The sequence below is a fragment of the Paenibacillus terrisolis genome (assembly GCF_056171975.1).
Map to the genome: position 1 here is coordinate 84977 of NZ_JBKFGG010000020.1, position 18155 is coordinate 103131.

An 18155-nucleotide genomic window follows, 5' to 3' on the forward strand; every position below is an offset into this window, starting at 1 on the left:
GCTATTTTCAAAATTTCAACAAAAAAAGCGGCTACCTTAGCCGCATTATTGAGGGAAGTGTAAAAGGGAAAAAAGTCATCCTCATGACCCAATTATCCTTTTAATTTATTACCAAATTCATTTGTAATAGTACATTTCATTAATTGGCGCTGAAAATATAATTAACTGTATGGGATATCCTTAATAGATGCAGCACAAACTATTCCACTAGCGGATATTTTTCTAAAAAAGGGATGATATAAATGAAAGCGGTTTTAGGCAGCAATAGAGACAATGTCAAAATATACAGGAAAAATGGTATCGTATATACCCTAAAAAGAGATGGTCTATTATATTTGCTCTTACTGTTGCCAATCGCGTATATAGTCATTTTTAAATATGCTCCAATATATGGCGTATTGATGGCTTTTCAGAATTATAACATGTTTGAGGGAATTAAAGGGAGCGAGTGGGTTGGGCTTGACGTCTTCAAATACATTTTTACACAAGATAGTTTTTACCGCGCGCTTAGAAATACCCTGGTTCTAAACTTTCTGGACTTGATAGCGGGTTTCCCGGCTCCCATCATACTAGCCATTTTGTTGAATGAACTCAGACAAAGAAGATTTAAAAAAGTAGCGCAAACGGTTCTGTATCTACCGCACTTCTTATCCTGGGTCATTATTGGAGGTATGGTCTACCTGATATTTGCTTCAGGAGGCATGGCAAATGATTTCTTATCCAGTCTTGGTTTTGATAAGATTGATTTTCTGTCTGAGAAAACAAGTTGGCTGACCATGTATATAAGTATTGGGGTATGGCAAAGTGTAGGATGGGGTACCATCTTATATTTAGCGGCAATGACCGGAATAAATAAGGATTTGTATGAGGCTGCAGATATGGATGGTTGCAGCAGGCTTCGCAAAATATGGCACATTACTTTGCCTGGAATTAAGTCTACCATTGTTATTTTGCTTATCTTGCAAATTGGAAGGATGGTCTCGATCGGGTTTGATCGGCCGTATGTTTTGGGCAATTCATTGGTGACTGACTACTCCGATGTAATCAGCACCTATGTATATAGGATTGGGATTGGGGCTGGGGATTTTTCGCAGGCAACAGCTGTTGGACTATTTCAATCCGTTGTAGGGGTGATACTTTTAGTGACAGCTAATTTTATTTCCGAAAAAATTGGCGAGCAGGGAATCTGGTAAGGAGTGAGTTGATTGAATGTGAAGAAGAAAAAAACGAATCTAGTAGATGTACTGATTATATTATTTATTACCGCAGTATCAATCACCTGTTTGATTCCATTCTTTCATATGATTGCGCTTTCTTTAAGCTCCAATAATGCAGTTATTTCTCAAAAGGTTGCTCTTTGGCCGGTAGGCTTCACATTGAAAACCTATAAAACGATCTTAAGCGATGTACAAATGCTTTATACACTTGGCTATAGTATTGTGCTTACTATTTTCTATACAGTAGTTTGTATGTTTTTAACCGTATGCGCAGCGTATCCGCTTACCAAAAAAAGATTAAAGGGAAGAAGCTTCTTTTTAACCGCTATGGTATTTACCATGTATTTTAGTGGAGGTATGATACCTAGCTATATTCTTGTAAAAAACCTGCACATGATGAATACGGTATGGAGCTTAATTTTACCGGGTGCTTTGAGTGTTTTCAATATGATCATATTAAAAACCTTTATTTCAGCACTTCCGGAAGACTTGGAGGAAGCGGCGGCTATAGATGGTTGTAATGAGTTGGGGATACTTTTACGGATTATTCTTCCGCTGTCTTTGCCTTCTATAGCAACTTTAAGCCTCTTTTACGCGGTTGAAAGATGGAATGGTTTTCAGGATGCACTTTTTTATATAACAGATAAGAACTTGTATCCGATGCAGTTAAAACTGTACCAAATCATAACCGTCAATCAACAGTTAGATGCCCAGCAAGGTGAAGGGGGCAGTGCCGCCAATATTGTTCCCGAGGCAATGAAGGCTGCAAGTGTCATGTTTGCAACACTTCCTATATTGCTTGTTTACCCTAAACTTCAAAAATATTTTGTTGATGGCGCAATGACAGGCGCAATTAAGGGCTGACCCGATTTATTTCAATCAGGGAGGTGATCATTTTTCTGTGGACACCGAGGGTGTACCAATACCAAGCGGGATGAGTTTTTGAGTTGACTAAGTAAAAGGGAGAGGTCAAAAATGAAACTTAAAAAATCGATGGCTTTATTACTGGGTTCGCTGTTATTAACAAGTGCATTGGCAGGATGCGGAAGCAGCGATAAAAAAGATAGCGAGCCAGCGGCATCTGGAACGACTTCAGGTCCCCCGACTACACTAACGGTTGAAGTATTTGACAGAGGCTTACAGGGGCAACCGGATTTGAACAATAATACTTGGACCAGGTATGTCAATGAGAATTTTGGGAAGCCGAACAATGCTATTGTGAAATTTGTTTCGGTGCCCCGGTCGCAGGAAATTGACAAACTCAATGTATTAATGGCAGCAGGAGAGGCGCCTGATCTTTCATTTACTTATGACACCAACACCGTATCGAGATACGCTAGTACGAATGGCCTTTATGAATTGGATGATTTGTTAGATAAATATGGTAAGAATCTAACAGATTATCTGGGGGAAAAGGTTCTGTCTTATGGAAAGTTTAATGGGAAACAGGTGGCGATCCCTTCTAAACGGATTTCGCTGGCCTGGAATGGCTTGTATATCAGAAAAGATTGGCTGGATAAATTGGGAATGCCTCTTCCTACTACCACGGATGAATTGGAAAAAACGTTAATTGCCTTCAAAGATAAAAATCCGGGAGGCGTAGATGGTGTTATTCCTTGGGGATTGGCAGAAACCGGTATGAATTATAATATTGGGAATTTATTGCAATCCTTCTGGAAGGAACAGACAGAGGAAGAGTTCGTAACAACTCCGGACTGGCTAAAACCCGGAAATAAGGATGCGTATAAATTCCTCAACAAACTCTATAATGAAGGGTTAATCAGCCCTGATTTTGCTTTAGACAAAACTGCCCAGCAAGCGGATGCTGACGTTACAAACGGTAAAGTTGGATTCTTCAGTTCAAACTGGGATTATCCGTTAAGACAAAATATCGCTGATCCCTTAAAAGAGAATGTGCCTGAAGCAAACTTTGTTCCTCTTGATACCTTTAAGAATTACGAAGGAAAATACAAAAAAATTGCTTACAATGAAAATGGAGTGAGTGTCATTATCCCTAAGAGCAGTAAAAATGCAGAGTTGGCCATTAAATACTTGAACTGGATGGCCAATCCTGATGTATTATTCTTCCTGGAATTTGGAGAGGAAGGGGTTAATCACAAGATGGTTAATGGTATTCCCCAGACTATTAATCAAACCGGGGACAATATGCAACCTAGCGGCCTCAATCTTGACTATACGCTGGTAGTAAATGGTCCGGAGCTTGGCGACGAGGAGAAGAATATCAAGGCATTGGCTTCTTCGCTTCCGGGCTACGAAGATAAAGCAGAGCAATCATACAAAATTAATACTACGGACACTTACACAGGTTTCTTCTTTGATACGCCCATTCAGTCCGATATCAAATATAGTAAAACACTTGGGGATCTGAACAAGCAGATGGTGGATAGACTAATTGTCTGCAAGCCTTCAGATTTCGACAGTTTGTATGATAAGCTGACTGACGAGTATATGGCCGCAGGCGGGCAGGCTGTTATGGATGAAAAAGCGAAAGTCTATGAGGCGATGCAAGCCAATAAATAGTAAAAGTAATACTCATATAAGCCGATGACTTGTCATCGGCTTATATGAGGTAAAATGAGAGTAAAGGTATTCGTATTATTGTCGGAGTAAGCCATCAAGGGGGGACTTTCATGTATAGTGTGGTTATTGTAGATGATGAACCGTGGGCGATAAAAGGGATAAGGAATGCATTTAACTGGGAAAAATACGGGTTCGAAATAACAGGCCAATTTACAAGCAGCCATAAGGCTTATGAGTTTATATGCGAGGAGTGTCCTGATCTGGTTTTTATAGATATAAGGATGCCTGAAATTTCCGGTCTTGACCTCATTAGGATGACAAAAGAAAAAGGCTTAGATGTTGAGTTTGTAATTGTAAGCGGTTTCGCAGAGTTCGCTTACGCGCAGGAGGCTATAAGGTATGGGGCGTTGGATTATTTCCTAAAGCCCATAGAAATTGACATGGCAGATCCATTAATAAAAAAGCTGACATTGTATTTTTCAAAAAAGGGAAGCAATAGAAATAACCTTCTCCTAGAGGCCCTAACCTCAACGGATAAAAGTGAATTAAAACGACTAACTCAACTTTTTGATCATTCATCGGACTATTACTTTCGCGTACTTATTATTTATTCAAATAGTGAGAAAAAAGATTATCCCGACACAACGCTTTTCGATATGAAAAATACATTGAAAATTGAATTTGGATCAAGAAAGACATTATATATTCTCCGAAGTCAAAAAAGAACCGATTTGGATCATCAATTTGATTGTGCAGATTTCAACTGCGCAGATATAAAAACAGTAGGAATCAGCAGCATTTCCGATAACTATGAAAGTATTGCCAAGCTTATCAAGGAATCGGATATCGCAGCGTCAAAAATATTCTTAAGTGAAGAAAAAGGCATATTCGAATATGAACAAAAACTTGATTTGGTTAAACCGTTTATCGATGGAATTTCTTCTATGCTGCAAGAGAAAAAGTTTGAAGAGATGAATGACATCATGAAAAGACTCATGTATTTCTTCAAACAAAATCATTTAGGCATGGGGGAGGTCGTGTATTTATGGAATCAAGTGGTCAGTGTTTTGGTTAGCACCTATTATGAAGAGCTGAGGTACATGGAACTTGATTTCCTCAATTACTCAGAACTAAAAGAACGCTTTGAAAACTTTGAGTCCTTATGCAGTTTTTTATATGACATTTTTCTATACATTAAGCAACTGAACAGCCAGTCCATAATTGAAGGTGATATAAACTCTTATTTTGCCCAAATGATTAAATACATCGACAATCATTTTCAGAACAAACTATATCTTAAAGATTTATCCATGAAATTTTTTATAAACCAAGTATATTGTTGTCAACTTTTCAAAAAAAATCTTGGTAAAACCTTTTCGGAGTATGTCACTGAGCTGAGGATAAAAAAAGCTTGCGAGCTATTGAAAAATACGGATTTGTCCATTGAGGAAATTGCAATAAAAACAGGATATATGGATTACTATTATTTCAATAAAGTATTCAAGAAACAATGCGGGATAACTCCCACTAAATTCAGAAAAAGTTGATGATCTGGAATAGGACAGTTTTTGTTTGCACAGGATTGGAGTGGGGAATTTGCAGATAAGCAAACTGAAACTTAAACATCAAATATTACTTATCTTTTTGTTTTCGATTACTATTTTTACAATAATGGAGTTCTATTTCTATTCCAGCTTTTATGATCTAACTCAGAAAAGAGCGGCTAATTATGGAAATAGAATGATAGAACAAACACGTCAAAAGATAGATTCTGTCTTTAACGATATAAAAGTCAGTACAAACATCGTGGTTAATAATAGAATGATTCAAGAATTTACCATTGCTAATGACGATTACAAGCGAGATTTTGATATAGGACCTCATGTCATTGATCTAATGGAAAACATGAGCTCCTTTAATTCTTATGTGAATGGAATTGTTATAAATGACAATCATGGAAGACGAGTTTACAGTTTAGCTTCTGCAAACAGCGATATATTTTTTAAACATCAGTATGATGAATTTATCAAGACATATAAAGATGATAGTAAGCCTGCGGACAAAGGGAAATTTACAAACATATTATATGATGAAAGAACAGAAAATGAATATTTCTTTTATATAGCACCCATTATTGAATCCATTGGCGGGGAACATTTTTCTCAAGAAACAGGCTATTGTTCAGTAATGATTAACACCGAAAGGATACAAGAACTTGTTAAAAATACCGAACTGACGCCTAAGTCTGCATTGTACATTCTAAACAGCCGAAATGAGGTCATTGCATCAAACAATGCAAATTTCCGTGGCATTTTATTCAAGGATATCCTTTCAGCAGAAAGAAACAGTTTAACCATAAATGGGGAAGACGTAATCGTCCAAGAAAAAGATTTGGAGCAGGCGGACGGATGGCGTATCGTAAGTATTATTCCGGTGCATGAATTAACAACGGACATGAATGATATTAAAAAAATGAGTATTATAGTAGGAATTGGCATAATTATAAGCATGATGATTATGGGGTATTTTTTCTTAAATAATCTGACGCGGCCTGTCATGGGTCTTGTGGCGGATATGAGAAAGGTTGGTAAAAGAGACGAGAGATTTAGGGTGAAGGTACGCTCAACCAATGAAATTGGCGTTTTGGCCTATTCTATAAATAGCATGATTGACAAAATAGAAGAGATGACAGGAGATATGTTTAATACGCAAGCTAGATTATATGAGGCAGAGCTGAGCAAAAAGCAGGCTGAATTTTCAGCCTTACAAAGTCAAATCAACCCCCATTTTCTTTATAATACATTAAATTGCATAAGCAGTATCGGACTTGAATACGGCAGCAAGGAAATCGCACAAATCACTTCATGTATGTCAAAGATCTTTCGATATAGCATTAAAGAAGACGAACTTGTTTTGATCAGTGATGAAATTCAATGCATTCAGGCATATATGAAAATTATCTCTATTAGATATGAAAACAAGTTTTCGATGGAAGTAAAGGTAGATGAAACACTATTGGAAATGAAAACACCAAAAATGATATTGCAACCCATTGTTGAAAATTCAGTATATCATGGACTTGAAAGCATTGACGCAGGAGGACATCTTCGTGTAATCGGCAATATAGATGCGAACGGAGATGTATGTTTCCAAATATCGGATTCCGGAAAAGGGATAGATACAGATGAGCTTAAAAGGATTAAAGAAAAACTGAATATGGAATATTCGGAGAGAATGAAAAACAGTGATGTGGGGAAAAGTATCGGTCTTTCCAATATCAATAACAGGATCAAGCTGCTGTTTGGAGAAGATTATGGGGTAACGATAGAAAGTCAGCTTGGTTATGGAACCACAGTGACTGTTAAAATCCCAAAAATATAAAACAGCCGCCATATTTGCGGATTGTTCCTAGGGAAATACGACAAAAGGACACGAACCTTTATGGGTTAGTGTCCTTTCTTTGAACTTGGCGCCATATCACCATACTTCAAACTTCGGATGCCGAGAGATCATATAACTCTCGGGCCGCGTTTAGCAGATCTTCGGACTTTTCTGCAAACATATCGGACAGCCGCGAGCAGAAATGCTTTTGTTCCGGGGTTAATCCTCCCGCAAAGTGCAAAGCTTCGATGTAGCAGTAAATGAATGTGAAATGATCTGGCTCCAGTTCCGCAGTATTCGCCAAGCTGTTCAGCCGCTTCAAGCATTCCTCCGCCAAAGCGTTTCCCCAATACGCCAGCTTCTGAAAAACGGCATACTCCGATCTGTCCAGCGTAAAGGGAAGTCCTAATTGATAACTATTTAAAAAAGTATCCTGCATGGAATCCAAGGCCTTATCAACCGTTAAATAGCGATCCTGGGCCAACCATTCTTGAAACTGTCCGTCTTTCTCCTCTAAGTCGGGAAAAAGCTCATAGAGCGCATTTTGATGAATGGTTTTTCGCAGGGTTAAGCTTCGGTTGAGAAAATCATGATCCGTCGAGGCAAAGGCCACAAAGTTTTCAGTAGAGTTTAGTGCATCGAATGCTTGCTCGGCATGCAGTTCTAGGACTGCTTCCAGGATCAGAGCATAGTAGCCCGAGTCGATAATCCCTGCTTCGAACGCGATAATGGGATTGTCATTTGGCGCGAGCAGTACCTCATCTCTTTCGTAAGACGGACAGTCTGCGAATTTTTCCAAACCGTCGATTAACCTGCCGTACTTCCCCATATGTTGGTACCAAAACCGGAAGCCGAAGTTTCCAAGATTATATTTCAGTGAAATTTTATCCGCGTCATCCTCATAGTGAGAAGAGCTCGCTTGACGTTTCTTTTCGAACCGCTCAAGGGTATTTAGATATACATATATCGATTTATATTCATCTACATAGAGACTGAACGCATAGACTTCATGATTATCAGGACTGTTGGCAAAAGACTGAATGATTTCCTTGCATCCGTTTACCAACGCACGCACAAAGTCTTTTGCATAAATCGTCTCCACGTCTTTCGGCGGTTCAAGGTTGAATCTTATAATACCTTCCTCGCACAGGATGTAGTATCCTTTTTTATAGATCGGTGTCTTTCCGTCAAGCAGTCTGCCCAGCATGGAGTAAAACGTATTCAATAGACTTGCCTCCTGTCGGATAAATTTGTATCATATCAGCAGCTGTAAGATATATACATTCTACGTTGACAGCTTGCTTCCTTTTAGATGTACTGATCCTGTTTGCGGTAACCGGGCTTCTCTTAACCTTGACAAAGGGGTGCATATACCATGGCGCTGGAAGTTGCAACGTCCTATCCATTGGACGCTCTCAATTTTTTGAATGTGCTGACGCGGGACGATTTTTATGTGAAGCGGCATGAGGCCGACTACCATCGGTTTCAAGCTTTCCATACGGAGCAAAATCAGCGGCTGATGGCCGAGCTTGTTCGAGTCCAGGGCGGCACCATGTTGAGTCCCTACTTGACTCTGGCAGTCTCGTCGGTTCCGGATTTCGATACGTTGGAATTGACCGATTTGCTGGGATCTACCGAACGGCTGCGGCGCTATTTCAGCCAAACGACATATTTCGACGAAGAAGAATGGGAGCGGAAGAAATCGCTGTTTGCGTTCGCTCTCGAAATTATTGATCAGTTGGAACAAATCGGCTTTAAAGAAGATTGGCATGAGGAAAAGCTGCCTCTCCTGAGGGGCAAGGGAGAGGAATTTGCCGGGTTTGCCGCCCGGTATTCGATCTTTGAAGAGATTCAAAGGATGCTCGGGCCTTTAAACCGGGTTGACCGGATCAAGTTGTATTTATGCCGTTACGCCGCTCCCCATGGCATCAAAATTGTCGGCCCCCGCTACATTTCCGACGTTTCGTACCGAATGGAGACGACTCTGGGCATCGCCATCCACGAGATGTTTCATCCGCCTTATGAGGTGGGCGAGTTGAACGGTTCTTTTGAGAGGCTGAAGGTGGAACCGGCGCTGGTCCGGGCTTTTGAGAAGCAAAAGGACCGGTTCGGCTACAGCACGATCGAGGGGTTCATCGAAGAAAATGTGGTCGAAGCCATGGCCATGTACATATGTTATAAGATAGGACTTGAAAAAGAGCCCTACGCGTATTTGCAAAAGCATGATGAGGGTTCGCATGTCTTGTCCGTTCTTTTGCTAAACCGTTTGCAGGACCGCGAGAAAGACGGCGGCGTTCCTTTCCGGGATTATTTCAACGACTTTCTGCTGGACTTCCCCTATGGGGAAATGCAGGATCGGCTGGACCGGATTTTAGCGCGATCCGATGAGCGGAACGGAGGCAATTGACAAACCGGAAATCGGCGTGTTAGCATATGCACGTATTTTGAATGAGAAGGAGGTCAGCTTAGCTATGCATTCCGTTCGATTGAGATAGGACCGGCAATAAAAAAGCGGATTTTTTTCCATAGGTTTATGGGCTTTTTTGTCGTGCTTATTTCATGAATGGGACTCAACATAGATAAGTTGAAGGTGGCGCAGGGTTGTATTAGCCATGCCTTTATTCTTCTATGCCTTTTCGTTGGTATGCAGACTTAAAGTCCGTCATGTGGACTTAAGGCCTGCATTTTTTATTGCCTAAACATCAATAAGAAGCCAATAAAAATGCAGAGGAGATCGAAATATGAAATTACAAATAACGAATTGGAAGCGCAGCTTCTTCACGATATGGGCGGGTCAGGCCGTATCCATCATGACCAGCGCCATTCTGCAAATGGCGATTGTCTGGTATCTGACCGAAAAAACGGGCTCGGCCATGGTGCTCTCGATGGCTACCTTGGTCGGGTTCCTGCCGCAAGCGATCGGCGGACCTTTGATCGGCGTGTGGGTGGACCGTTTAAGCCGCAAAAAAGTGTTGATCCTGGCCGATCTGGTGGTAGCTCTGGCGGCCGCATCGCTGGCTATCGTTGCTTTTTATAGGGAACTGCCCGTTTGGGTAGTCATGATCGTATTGTTCATACGCAGCATCGGCACGGCGTTTCATTCCACCGCGCTGAACGCGACAACGCCCATGATCGTACCGGAGGAGTTCCTGGTCAAATCCGCCGGATACAGTCAATCGGTTCAATCGATCAGCTACATGGTCAGTCCGGCTATGGCCGCGCTGCTGTATTCTGTGTGGGATCTCAATGCCGTGATTGCCATTGACGTTGCGGGAGCGCTGATTGCCTGTTCCATGGTTGCGATGGTAGCGATCCCGAAACCGGAAGCTAGGGGAAGCTCGGAGCAGCAAAGCGGTTTTGCGGAAGAACTGGCCGCAGGATACCATGCGCTTCGGCAGCATAAAGGCTTGGTGGCCTTGCTCTGGGTCGGGGGATTATTCATTTTTGCTTTCATGCCGATTAACGCGCTGTTTCCTTTGATGACGATGGGGTATTTCGGAGGAAACATGAAGCATGCTTCCGCGGCGGAAATGGTGTTTGCCATCGGGATGCTGGGAGGAGGGCTGCTGCTTGGCAAATGGGGCGGCTTCAAGAACCGGACTTGGACCATCGTCGCCTCCGTTTCTCTCATGGGGCTAGCGTTAATCTTGGCCGGAATGCTGCCGGCAAGCGGCTTTCTCGTTTTCTTGATATGCTGCGCCTTGATGGGTTTCTCCGGTCCTTTCTACAATGGAGTGCAGGTGTCGCTGTTTCAGGAAAAAATCGAAGCGGAGTACCTGGGCAGAGTGTTCGGCTTGTTCGGGAGCGTGATGTCCGTGGCCATGCCGCTGGGTCTGGTGATTTCAGGGATTTTTGCCGACCGGATCGGCGTCAATGGGTGGTTCCTGCTGTCGGGCGTATTGATTGCGGGAGTAGCGGGGTTATGCCTGATCATTCCGGCCATTCGGAATCTGGATCGGTCTGCAGGTGAAGAAGCCGAATAATGGGAAAAACAAATCCACGGCCTTGCGGGCCGTGGGTTTGTTATGTCCGGAGAATTACTGCGGCAGTTTTAGTTCTTTGATTCGCTCTCTGTCTCAATCGTCACCAAACGATTTGCCGCATCCCAAGTCACATTGGCGTCAAACGATTCCGAGATAAAGCGTAAAGGCACGAAGACGTCATGGCCGACGAGAGTGGGGGCAGCCTGCAGTTTGCGCTTTTGGCCGTTTACTTTTGCAACGGAGTTGTCCAATTGAAGGATGATCTGCGTTCCTTTATTCTGGCTTGTAATTGTCTTTGTCTTCCCATCCCATTTGACATCCATGTCCATTTGCTCAAAAAGCGGTCTTAATTGAACCAGTATCGCCCCATTTTCCAGCAAAGGAGGTTGGTTAAAAGATACAGGCCGATCATCCAGCCATACTTGAATCGAATCGTTTTTCGCTGGCGTTGCCCCTTCGGAGCCGTCTACGGCAACGCCTCTTTGTTTTAATTGTTCTATGACGGAGGCCGCTTGCTTGTTCAGAGGGTTGCCCTCCAGCATAACCGCTTTTAAATTCGGCAGTTCCAGCAAGGCGTCAAGATTGGAAATATGGTTATGCCCCAAATAGAGGGTTTCCAGCGTTGGAATATCGCGAAGCGGAGAAATGTCCGCCACCTGATTATTCGTGATATCCAGCCAAGTAAGCGGAAGTCCCTTAAGGGGAGAAATATCTTTAATCCGGTTATGGTCCATGAGAAGGTCGGTCAAGCTGTGAAGATCGGATAACGGCTGGATATTCTCGATTTGATTCCCGCCGATGACGAGTTGGGATAAATGGGTCAACGAACGCAGCGGCTCGATATCGGCAACCTGATTCTCTTCAATGGCGAGGAAATCGATTTTGATTAATCCGGAAATCGGCTTGATGTCGGAGATATTATGACCTGGAAGTAAGAGTCCTCGAATATTGACGGCGTACTGAAGTCCTTCGAGACTGTTTATCGGTTCAGTCAGATCCTCGGGATATAACGAAGTCAACTTCAGCAGATCGGACTCATTGATAGGCTTGTCGTCAAGCTTCAACTCTGCCCTGATCGCCGCATCCAGACTGGCATCCTGGATGACGACTTCATCTGCCAGAGCATTTTGGGGCAGTGTCATCTGCATTGCGGCCAAAACGGTCAGAAGAAGAATAGCAGCAGCCATACGATACCTTTTATGTAACAACGATAGAACACTCCTTTAATATGTAAGATTAATTGAATTATAATATATTCTTTCTATTCATAGGTATGCGATTTGGGATACAAGAGCAACCGTGCATTCGTTGCCGAGCTGGTCCGCACTGCGCGGGAGCGGCGGGCGCTGAATGGGGCAGTCCTGGACTGGATTCAACAATAAACGGCAAACGGTGATTCCTCGAACTCGAATGATTTCACGAACTCGACTGATTTCACGAACTCGAGTGATTTTACGAACTCGAGTGATTCCTCGAACGATTCTCGAATAGCGGCCTAAAATGGCCTTATTTCACTCCGAAACCTCATTTTCTTGAAAATAGCGGTACAAAACGGCCTTATTTTCGGGAAAACGTTCAAAACCAAGGGGGGAAGGGGCTCTTCCGAAGAAATAAGGCCATAAAACGGCGCTATTTATTCAAAATGAGGACTCTCCCGTGGAATAAGGCCCCAAAAGGGCGCTATTCTAGGCGTCTGAGGGATGCGGCGTATTGGGATGGACCGGTGTACCTGAGCCGTTCATTTGTTTTGACGCAAATCCTCGAAGTTGATCCGGTATCGGGCAGCGATTTGTTAGGGGTTCTCAAAAGCCATTAGAGATGACTTCTGGGAACCCCTCTTTTTCGCGAATCGCTGCCGATAACAACGGAAATTAACATTCTTCTATTACTGCGACAGCAAGCCGAATTGGGGCTCCGTGCGGAGATAATAATTGCCCCGGACTTCTGCGGCCCAGTTGGCGAAGACTTCCCGCCACTGCACGCTGCTGAAGAATTCATCGACCGTTTGGTTCTCGGAATCCCATTCCACGAAGATGTTCAGCGGAGCAATGCCGCCGGCCCAGATGCCGCTATTCGTGTCGGTACCCCGTTCACGCACCAGCAGGATCGGGAGACCGAATTAAACGCCATGGAAGGCTCGATCTGCAAAAACACGGAACCTTGCCAAAACGGCGTTGTGGTCGGGATCTGGCCCGCGTTGGCGCCGACGATTTGCACGAGGAAGCGGCGGAAATTGATCGCCAGCAGCCCGTAGCTGGAGATGACCAGACGGCGGATATTGGTCAGGATGGTCTCCGGATATTGCTCGCTTTCCGGCAGGGTGCGGGGAAACAGCAAGGCTCCTTCGATTTCGAGAATCAGCCGGTCGAAGAATTGCTGCTGCAGCTCGTTTAACGTATTCGTCGTACTCAGGAAGATCGGAATTCGGAAGGCGCGATCGACGCATTCCTCGAAGGAGGCGGAGGCTTTCACGGCAGCGGGGATTTTGCCGATGATCGTCGATTTGCTTGCAAGGCTTGAGGTGGAAACCTGTTGGCCGCTTACGGCGGGGAATTTTTTAACCGCGTTGACGGGGGGAAGACTTTTTAGCGGAAATTGTTTGGTTGTTCCGGTCTTTGCTTTCACATCGCTCATCGTTATGACTCCTTAATTGGGCAAAATTCAAAACTCACCCCAGTTTATGTGCGTTCGCCCATTCGTGACACAGACGATAGAGTTCGAGAATCTGCCACCTGTTTCCATAGATTCATATTTACATAATAAGTTAAATATGTTATTGTTTGAGTGAATTGATAGATGAAACATTTCCTGGAATTTCATAAAAATCGTATGTATTGGTGCGCGCCATTTACATAAAAATGAATGATATTATCTTAAAGGAGATAATCATGATGAAGAGAACTAAAAAACTATCCATTTTGGCTTTTGCCTTTGTATTAGTTTTTACGGTTTTCAACGGCTCGGCTCTTGCCGCAAGTACGAGTGATACCAACATTTATGCCAATTTTGCCAAGGTAGGACAAGCGGACAGCATATTGCTGGAACAGGGTCAGCATTATATTCTTGTTGACACCGGTACCCACGGTACAAGTTCAACAGTAACCAATATGCTGAAGGCTCGAGGTGCAACGAAGCTTGAAGCCCTGGTCATTACCCATTACGATGGCGATCATGTTGGAGCCCTTAATGACGTTGTAGATTATCTTGCTTCAATAAACAACAATCAGGTTACGGGAAATATTGGCACGGTTTACGGACGTCTTTATGGTTCGACGGAGCTAACCAAAATCCGAGATTGGGATAATAATGGTTTCTATGAGAATTATATCAATTTCATTAATACAATCATAAGAATAAGCGGTTCCAGTATAGCGCCATTATCGATAGCGGCTAGTCCATCCACTGTGGCGTCAACCGGAAAGAGAGTACATGATGAAGGAACACTTTGGCAGTTCCCGAATCGGGACAATCCGGCTTTTGATTTCGGCAATGCGAAGATGAGATTTAAAAACCAAACAAAGTCTTATGTTAATGACCATACCATAGCCGATCCCGCAGATTTGGCCAAACAAGTGAATAATGATTCCTTGGTGTTTAGAATTGCAACGACAGGCACAAAAGCAAGTCTGTTGTTTCTTGGAGATGTGCAGGATCTTGCGGTTGCCGATTTAGTTAAAGACAACGGTACTTATCCGATCGGCAGCGATGTTTTAAAACTGGGGCATCATGGATATCAGGGGAGTACCTCGGAAGCTCTGTTGAAATTGTATCGCCTCCAATATTCCGTGATGACGGTGGCCAGCCAAGCTGATGCGTTACAAAGGATGCAAATCATCATAGACAGAAAAGACAATGTAGTAAAGTCGGATTTTGGCAAATTGCTTTACACGGGCACTACTGCATCATCTTACGGCACCATTACTGTAAATAGCGCCGGCACCATTTCGCAAACGGGGCTAGGCGCGCTTTAGCAGCAAAGCATAAGAAGTTGTGTTCGCCACTAAGACGACAACAAAGATACCCGCAGACGGGACGCTTTTGTTCAAAGCGACCGATCTGCGGGTATTGTTGTTTCTTCCGGTAAATTTCCGTTACCGCGTTAATTCAATTTGGTCCAAATTGATTAGTCCATTGTCGCCTGCATCGAATTTGTAGGTGATCGTATTGCTGCCCGTTTGGAGATTCAGGCTTTCCGTTTTGGTTCCCCAAACGTCCCAGTTGGCCAGAGCCGGCAGCGAGGTTTGTTTTATCTTCACCCCGTTGACGTAGATGCTCACCGTTCTGGTGATGCCGGAGCCGTTCGCATACCGAAGGGTTGTATTGTATGCACCGCCTGCAGGAACGTTGACCGTGAACTCGGTGGACGCCCCGCCGCCTTCATACCCGGCGACAAAGCCGGTGCCCAAGTAGTCGGCGTGGTCGGTCATTACTTTGGCTCCGCCGGACAGGCTCGCGTATTCGGCCTGATAAATATAGGAAGCCGGAGCCGAGGATGTGGCAAAATCGAGCCAGTTGATGTTAAAGCCGCCGTTTGGCATGTACAGGCGCAGGACCTGGTAGCCCGCTTGCAGGCCGACGGTTTGGCTTACCGTCGTATACGTCTGCCAGCCGCTTGTATTCGGCACGTTGATCGTGGCTAGTACGGATCCGGCACCGTCCTTAAGCTGGATTTTGCCGGTCGCATTCGGGCTGGCTACCCGGACGGAGAACGTGTAAGCGCCGGTGTTTTGCACCTGCACGCCGTAGTCCATCCACTCGTTGTTGTCGATGAATCCGACGTTTTGTCCGCCGCCGTTATCGCCGGTGGTTTCAGTCTCGACGCCGAACATGCCAATGTAATCCTCGGCTTCGATTCGTCCGGGGATGATGCTGCCGGAGGTTAACGGAGGTCCTAGCGTGATCTTGTCGAGATTGACCGGTCCGCTGTCCCCGGCGTCGAAGCTATAGGCAATCGTATTGCTGCCGGCTTGAAGCCGCAGCGTCTCCGTTTGCGTTCCCCAGCTGTCCCAGCCGCTCAGCGCGGCCAGCGGGGTTTGCTTGATTTTGACGCCGTTGACGTAGATGCTCAGGGCTTTGGCCGGACCCGATCCATTGGCGTACCGCAGCTCCACGTCATAATTGGCGAGGCTTGGAGCCTGTACGGTGAACTGCGTGGAGGCTCCCTGGAATTCGTATCCGGCCACGAACCCGCTGCCCGTATATCCGGTATGGTCGGTCATTACCTTGGCCCCGCCCGACAGCAGCGCCTGTTCGGCCTGGTATTCGTTGGTCGGCTCGCCGATGCCGCTTGAAGGTGTGAGCTCAATCTTGTAGGCGTTGGCGGCATACGTCCAGGGGATCGAAAACTGGATCGACTGGTTCTGAACCGCCGCGTCCAAAGACAACGTCACGGAAGGCGCGGTAACAGGATCCGAGTTGCCGATTTGCGAAACCGTGACATGAACCCTGCCGTTGCCGCCGACAAGATAGGCTGCCGAGTCGAAGTGGTCGATACTGACGTCTACATTGCCGATATATCCGCCTGTATTGCCCAGGAGGATCAACGCGGTCTGCTTCGCGGCGTCTTTGCTGGCTACGCCGTCGATTCTGGACGACGGAACGGTGGCGACCAGCGTGCCCGTCATATCGGCATAGGTTTTGTAGGTCCACCATTGTCCTTTGGTTGCCGAGTCCGGGGTCAGGGTGTCGTCAAGCAGCCCGTAATTGCAGCAGTGATCCCAAATCGCGTGGTTGGCGCCCAGCACGTCGGCCTTCTCCAGCCGGGCGAGATACCAGGCGGTGTAGCCGGAGTTTTGCTCCGCCTGCCAAATGTATTCGCCGATCGTAAAGCCGTCGATGGAGGTGATGTTTTTTGCGCTCAGCAGATTTCTGGCGGTTTGCACGTCGGCGACCGGATCGGCGCTGAAATGCCAGTCGAGAATGTCCGGAAGCACGTTGTTGGCCTTGGCGTAGTCAAGCCAGGCGCTGAGCTGGTTCGCGTTGAAGCCGCCGTAGCCGGGGCCGACGATCACCGCGTTCGGATCGAGCGACCGGATGAGCTGCACGCTTCTTTTCCACATTTCCGAATACTGCGCGGTAGATCTGGGCCAGAAATAAGCGCCGTCCGGCTCGTTCCAGATGTCGTAGCGGGCGTTCGTCATGTTGTTGGCTATTTTGTCCTGTACCAGTTGGGTCAAAAATTGTTCCCAGGAGGTCCAATTGCCGTTGTCGCCCGGAAAAATCGGCTGGTTGTTGTCCGGAATCGTCCGGCCGTCGGAGCCCCAGATGTCGCTCACCAGAATCTGATAGCTGGCGCCAAGCGCGTTCACCCGGTTGTATTGATCCTTAACCGAGTTGAAGCGGGGCAGGTAGCCGTTGTAGCCGCCCACCGCCCAGGCGCCGCCGGGAAGCCCCGCGCCGCCGCCGCGGAACAGCTTGGGCTTCAGGTCCGAGAGCAGCGTCCCCGCAGGCGCGCTGCCGTCCTGACTGAGCCCATAGAGAAATCCGGTGCCCCGGTAGGTCGGGGCACCAAGCGTCTGGCCGAGGTCGATGGTCACGGCCTCGCTCGCGGCATGCGCCGGGACCGGCAAGCTGAGCAGCGGAAGCGTCAGCGCCGCCGCCAGAACGGCGGAGAGCAGCCCCCGCCAGGTGTTGCGGGTAAATCCTGTCATCATTGATCACTCCTTCAAAGAGAATGGCATTTATACCTGAAATGCGTTGCCTCGGGTTCCCCGATCGGCTGATGGGAAGGCATGGTACCTGGGGAATTACCTGCAAATGTGCAGGCTTTTTCCCGCTTCAGCTTTTTAATGAGGAAATAACTGCAATAATACAGTTAATCTCCCAGCTTCCCCCTCATCAAGGCCGAAAAGATGAAAAATACCTGTAGATTTGCAGGTTTTATCATGCTTCGGGTTCCCGGGGCAAGAAATGCCTGCATAATTGCAGGTATGCATCTAAGGCCAGTGTGGACCTGTGGTGCCAAAGAGGGCAGAATCATGATGTAAATTCATTGATGCCGCACAAAGCGTGACGCGTAAACGGGATTGGTTGC

At 45.6% G+C, this 18155-nt stretch carries 11 protein-coding genes and 1 pseudogene; 8 read left to right on the forward strand and 4 right to left on the reverse strand.

The window, feature by feature from the left end; translation table 11 throughout:
• Nucleotides 1-242 precede the first annotated feature (242 nt).
• The 5 genes from ACI48K_RS16765 (at nt 243) to ACI48K_RS16785 (ending at nt 7139) form a co-directional block, all read left to right on the forward strand.
• Complete coding sequence (locus ACI48K_RS16765; protein ID WP_475028760.1) at nt 243-1193, forward strand: ABC transporter permease; 951 nt, start codon at nt 243-245, stop codon at nt 1191-1193.
• Nucleotides 1194-1211: 18 nt separating this feature from the next.
• Nucleotides 1212-2081, forward strand: a complete 870-nt coding sequence (locus tag ACI48K_RS16770) for a carbohydrate ABC transporter permease (protein WP_475028817.1) — start codon at nt 1212-1214, stop codon at nt 2079-2081.
• A gap of 111 nt (nt 2082-2192) precedes the next feature.
• Nucleotides 2193-3758 (forward strand): extracellular solute-binding protein, encoded by a 1566-nt coding sequence (locus ACI48K_RS16775; protein ID WP_475028761.1) that lies wholly within the window; start codon nt 2193-2195, stop codon nt 3756-3758.
• Between the two features lie 110 nt (nt 3759-3868).
• Nucleotides 3869-5305, forward strand: a complete 1437-nt coding sequence (locus ACI48K_RS16780) for a response regulator transcription factor (protein WP_475028762.1) — start codon at nt 3869-3871, stop codon at nt 5303-5305.
• A 49-nt stretch (nt 5306-5354) separates the two neighbouring features.
• Nucleotides 5355-7139, forward strand: coding sequence for a sensor histidine kinase (locus tag ACI48K_RS16785; RefSeq protein ID WP_475028763.1), 1785 nt, complete (start codon nt 5355-5357; stop codon nt 7137-7139).
• Nucleotides 7140-7245: 106 nt separating this feature from the next.
• On the opposite strand, the gene ACI48K_RS16790 is transcribed toward ACI48K_RS16785, so the two are convergent.
• The gene (locus tag ACI48K_RS16790; RefSeq protein ID WP_475028764.1) at nt 7246-8364 is read right to left on the reverse strand and encodes a DUF4303 domain-containing protein; all 1119 of its coding nucleotides are present in this window, start codon (nt 8362-8364) and stop codon (nt 7246-7248) included.
• A gap of 150 nt (nt 8365-8514) precedes the next feature.
• Here ACI48K_RS16790 and ACI48K_RS16795 point away from each other — a divergent pair, with 150 nt between their 5' ends.
• Nucleotides 8515-9546, forward strand: coding sequence for a hypothetical protein (locus tag ACI48K_RS16795; protein ID WP_475028765.1), 1032 nt, complete (start codon nt 8515-8517; stop codon nt 9544-9546).
• A 334-nt stretch (nt 9547-9880) separates the two neighbouring features.
• Nucleotides 9881-11122, forward strand: a complete 1242-nt coding sequence (locus ACI48K_RS16800) for an MFS transporter (protein WP_475028766.1) — start codon at nt 9881-9883, stop codon at nt 11120-11122.
• Nucleotides 11123-11190: 68 nt separating this feature from the next.
• Here ACI48K_RS16800 and ACI48K_RS16805 read toward each other — a convergent pair whose 3' ends face one another.
• Together ACI48K_RS16805 and ACI48K_RS16810 are read right to left on the reverse strand one after the other, a co-directional pair.
• Nucleotides 11191-12330 (reverse strand): stalk domain-containing protein, encoded by a 1140-nt coding sequence (locus ACI48K_RS16805; RefSeq protein WP_475028767.1) that lies wholly within the window; start codon nt 12328-12330, stop codon nt 11191-11193.
• Between the two features lie 677 nt (nt 12331-13007).
• Nucleotides 13008-13756 (reverse strand): annotated as a pseudogene (locus ACI48K_RS16810) (hypothetical protein).
• A 254-nt stretch (nt 13757-14010) separates the two neighbouring features.
• On the opposite strand from ACI48K_RS16810, the gene ACI48K_RS16815 reads away from it, so the two are divergent.
• The gene (locus tag ACI48K_RS16815) at nt 14011-15093 is read left to right on the forward strand and encodes a ComEC/Rec2 family competence protein (protein WP_475028768.1); all 1083 of its coding nucleotides are present in this window, start codon (nt 14011-14013) and stop codon (nt 15091-15093) included.
• Nucleotides 15094-15213: 120 nt separating this feature from the next.
• Here the strand turns inward: ACI48K_RS16815 and ACI48K_RS16820 are convergent, their stop codons facing one another.
• Entirely contained in the window at nt 15214-17775 is a 2562-nt protein-coding gene (locus tag ACI48K_RS16820) for a carbohydrate-binding protein (protein WP_475028769.1), read from the reverse strand.
• Nucleotides 17776-18155 lie beyond the last annotated feature (380 nt).

Bases quoted from the DNA above. Each gene is read 5' to 3' on its own strand.
- ACI48K_RS16765 (WP_475028760.1), top strand. From the start codon at position 243: ATGAAAGCGGTTTTAGGCAGCAATAGAGACAATGTCAAAATATACAGG.
- ACI48K_RS16775 (WP_475028761.1), top strand. From the start codon at position 2,193: ATGAAACTTAAAAAATCGATGGCTTTATTACTGGGTTCGCTGTTATTA.
- ACI48K_RS16780 (WP_475028762.1), top strand. From the start codon at position 3,869: ATGTATAGTGTGGTTATTGTAGATGATGAACCGTGGGCGATAAAAGGG.
- ACI48K_RS16795 (WP_475028765.1), top strand. From the start codon at position 8,515: ATGGCGCTGGAAGTTGCAACGTCCTATCCATTGGACGCTCTCAATTTT.
- ACI48K_RS16800 (WP_475028766.1), top strand. From the start codon at position 9,881: ATGAAATTACAAATAACGAATTGGAAGCGCAGCTTCTTCACGATATGG.
- ACI48K_RS16815 (WP_475028768.1), top strand. From the start codon at position 14,011: ATGATGAAGAGAACTAAAAAACTATCCATTTTGGCTTTTGCCTTTGTA.
- ACI48K_RS16820 (WP_475028769.1), bottom strand. From the start codon at position 17,775: ATGATGACAGGATTTACCCGCAACACCTGGCGGGGGCTGCTCTCCGCC.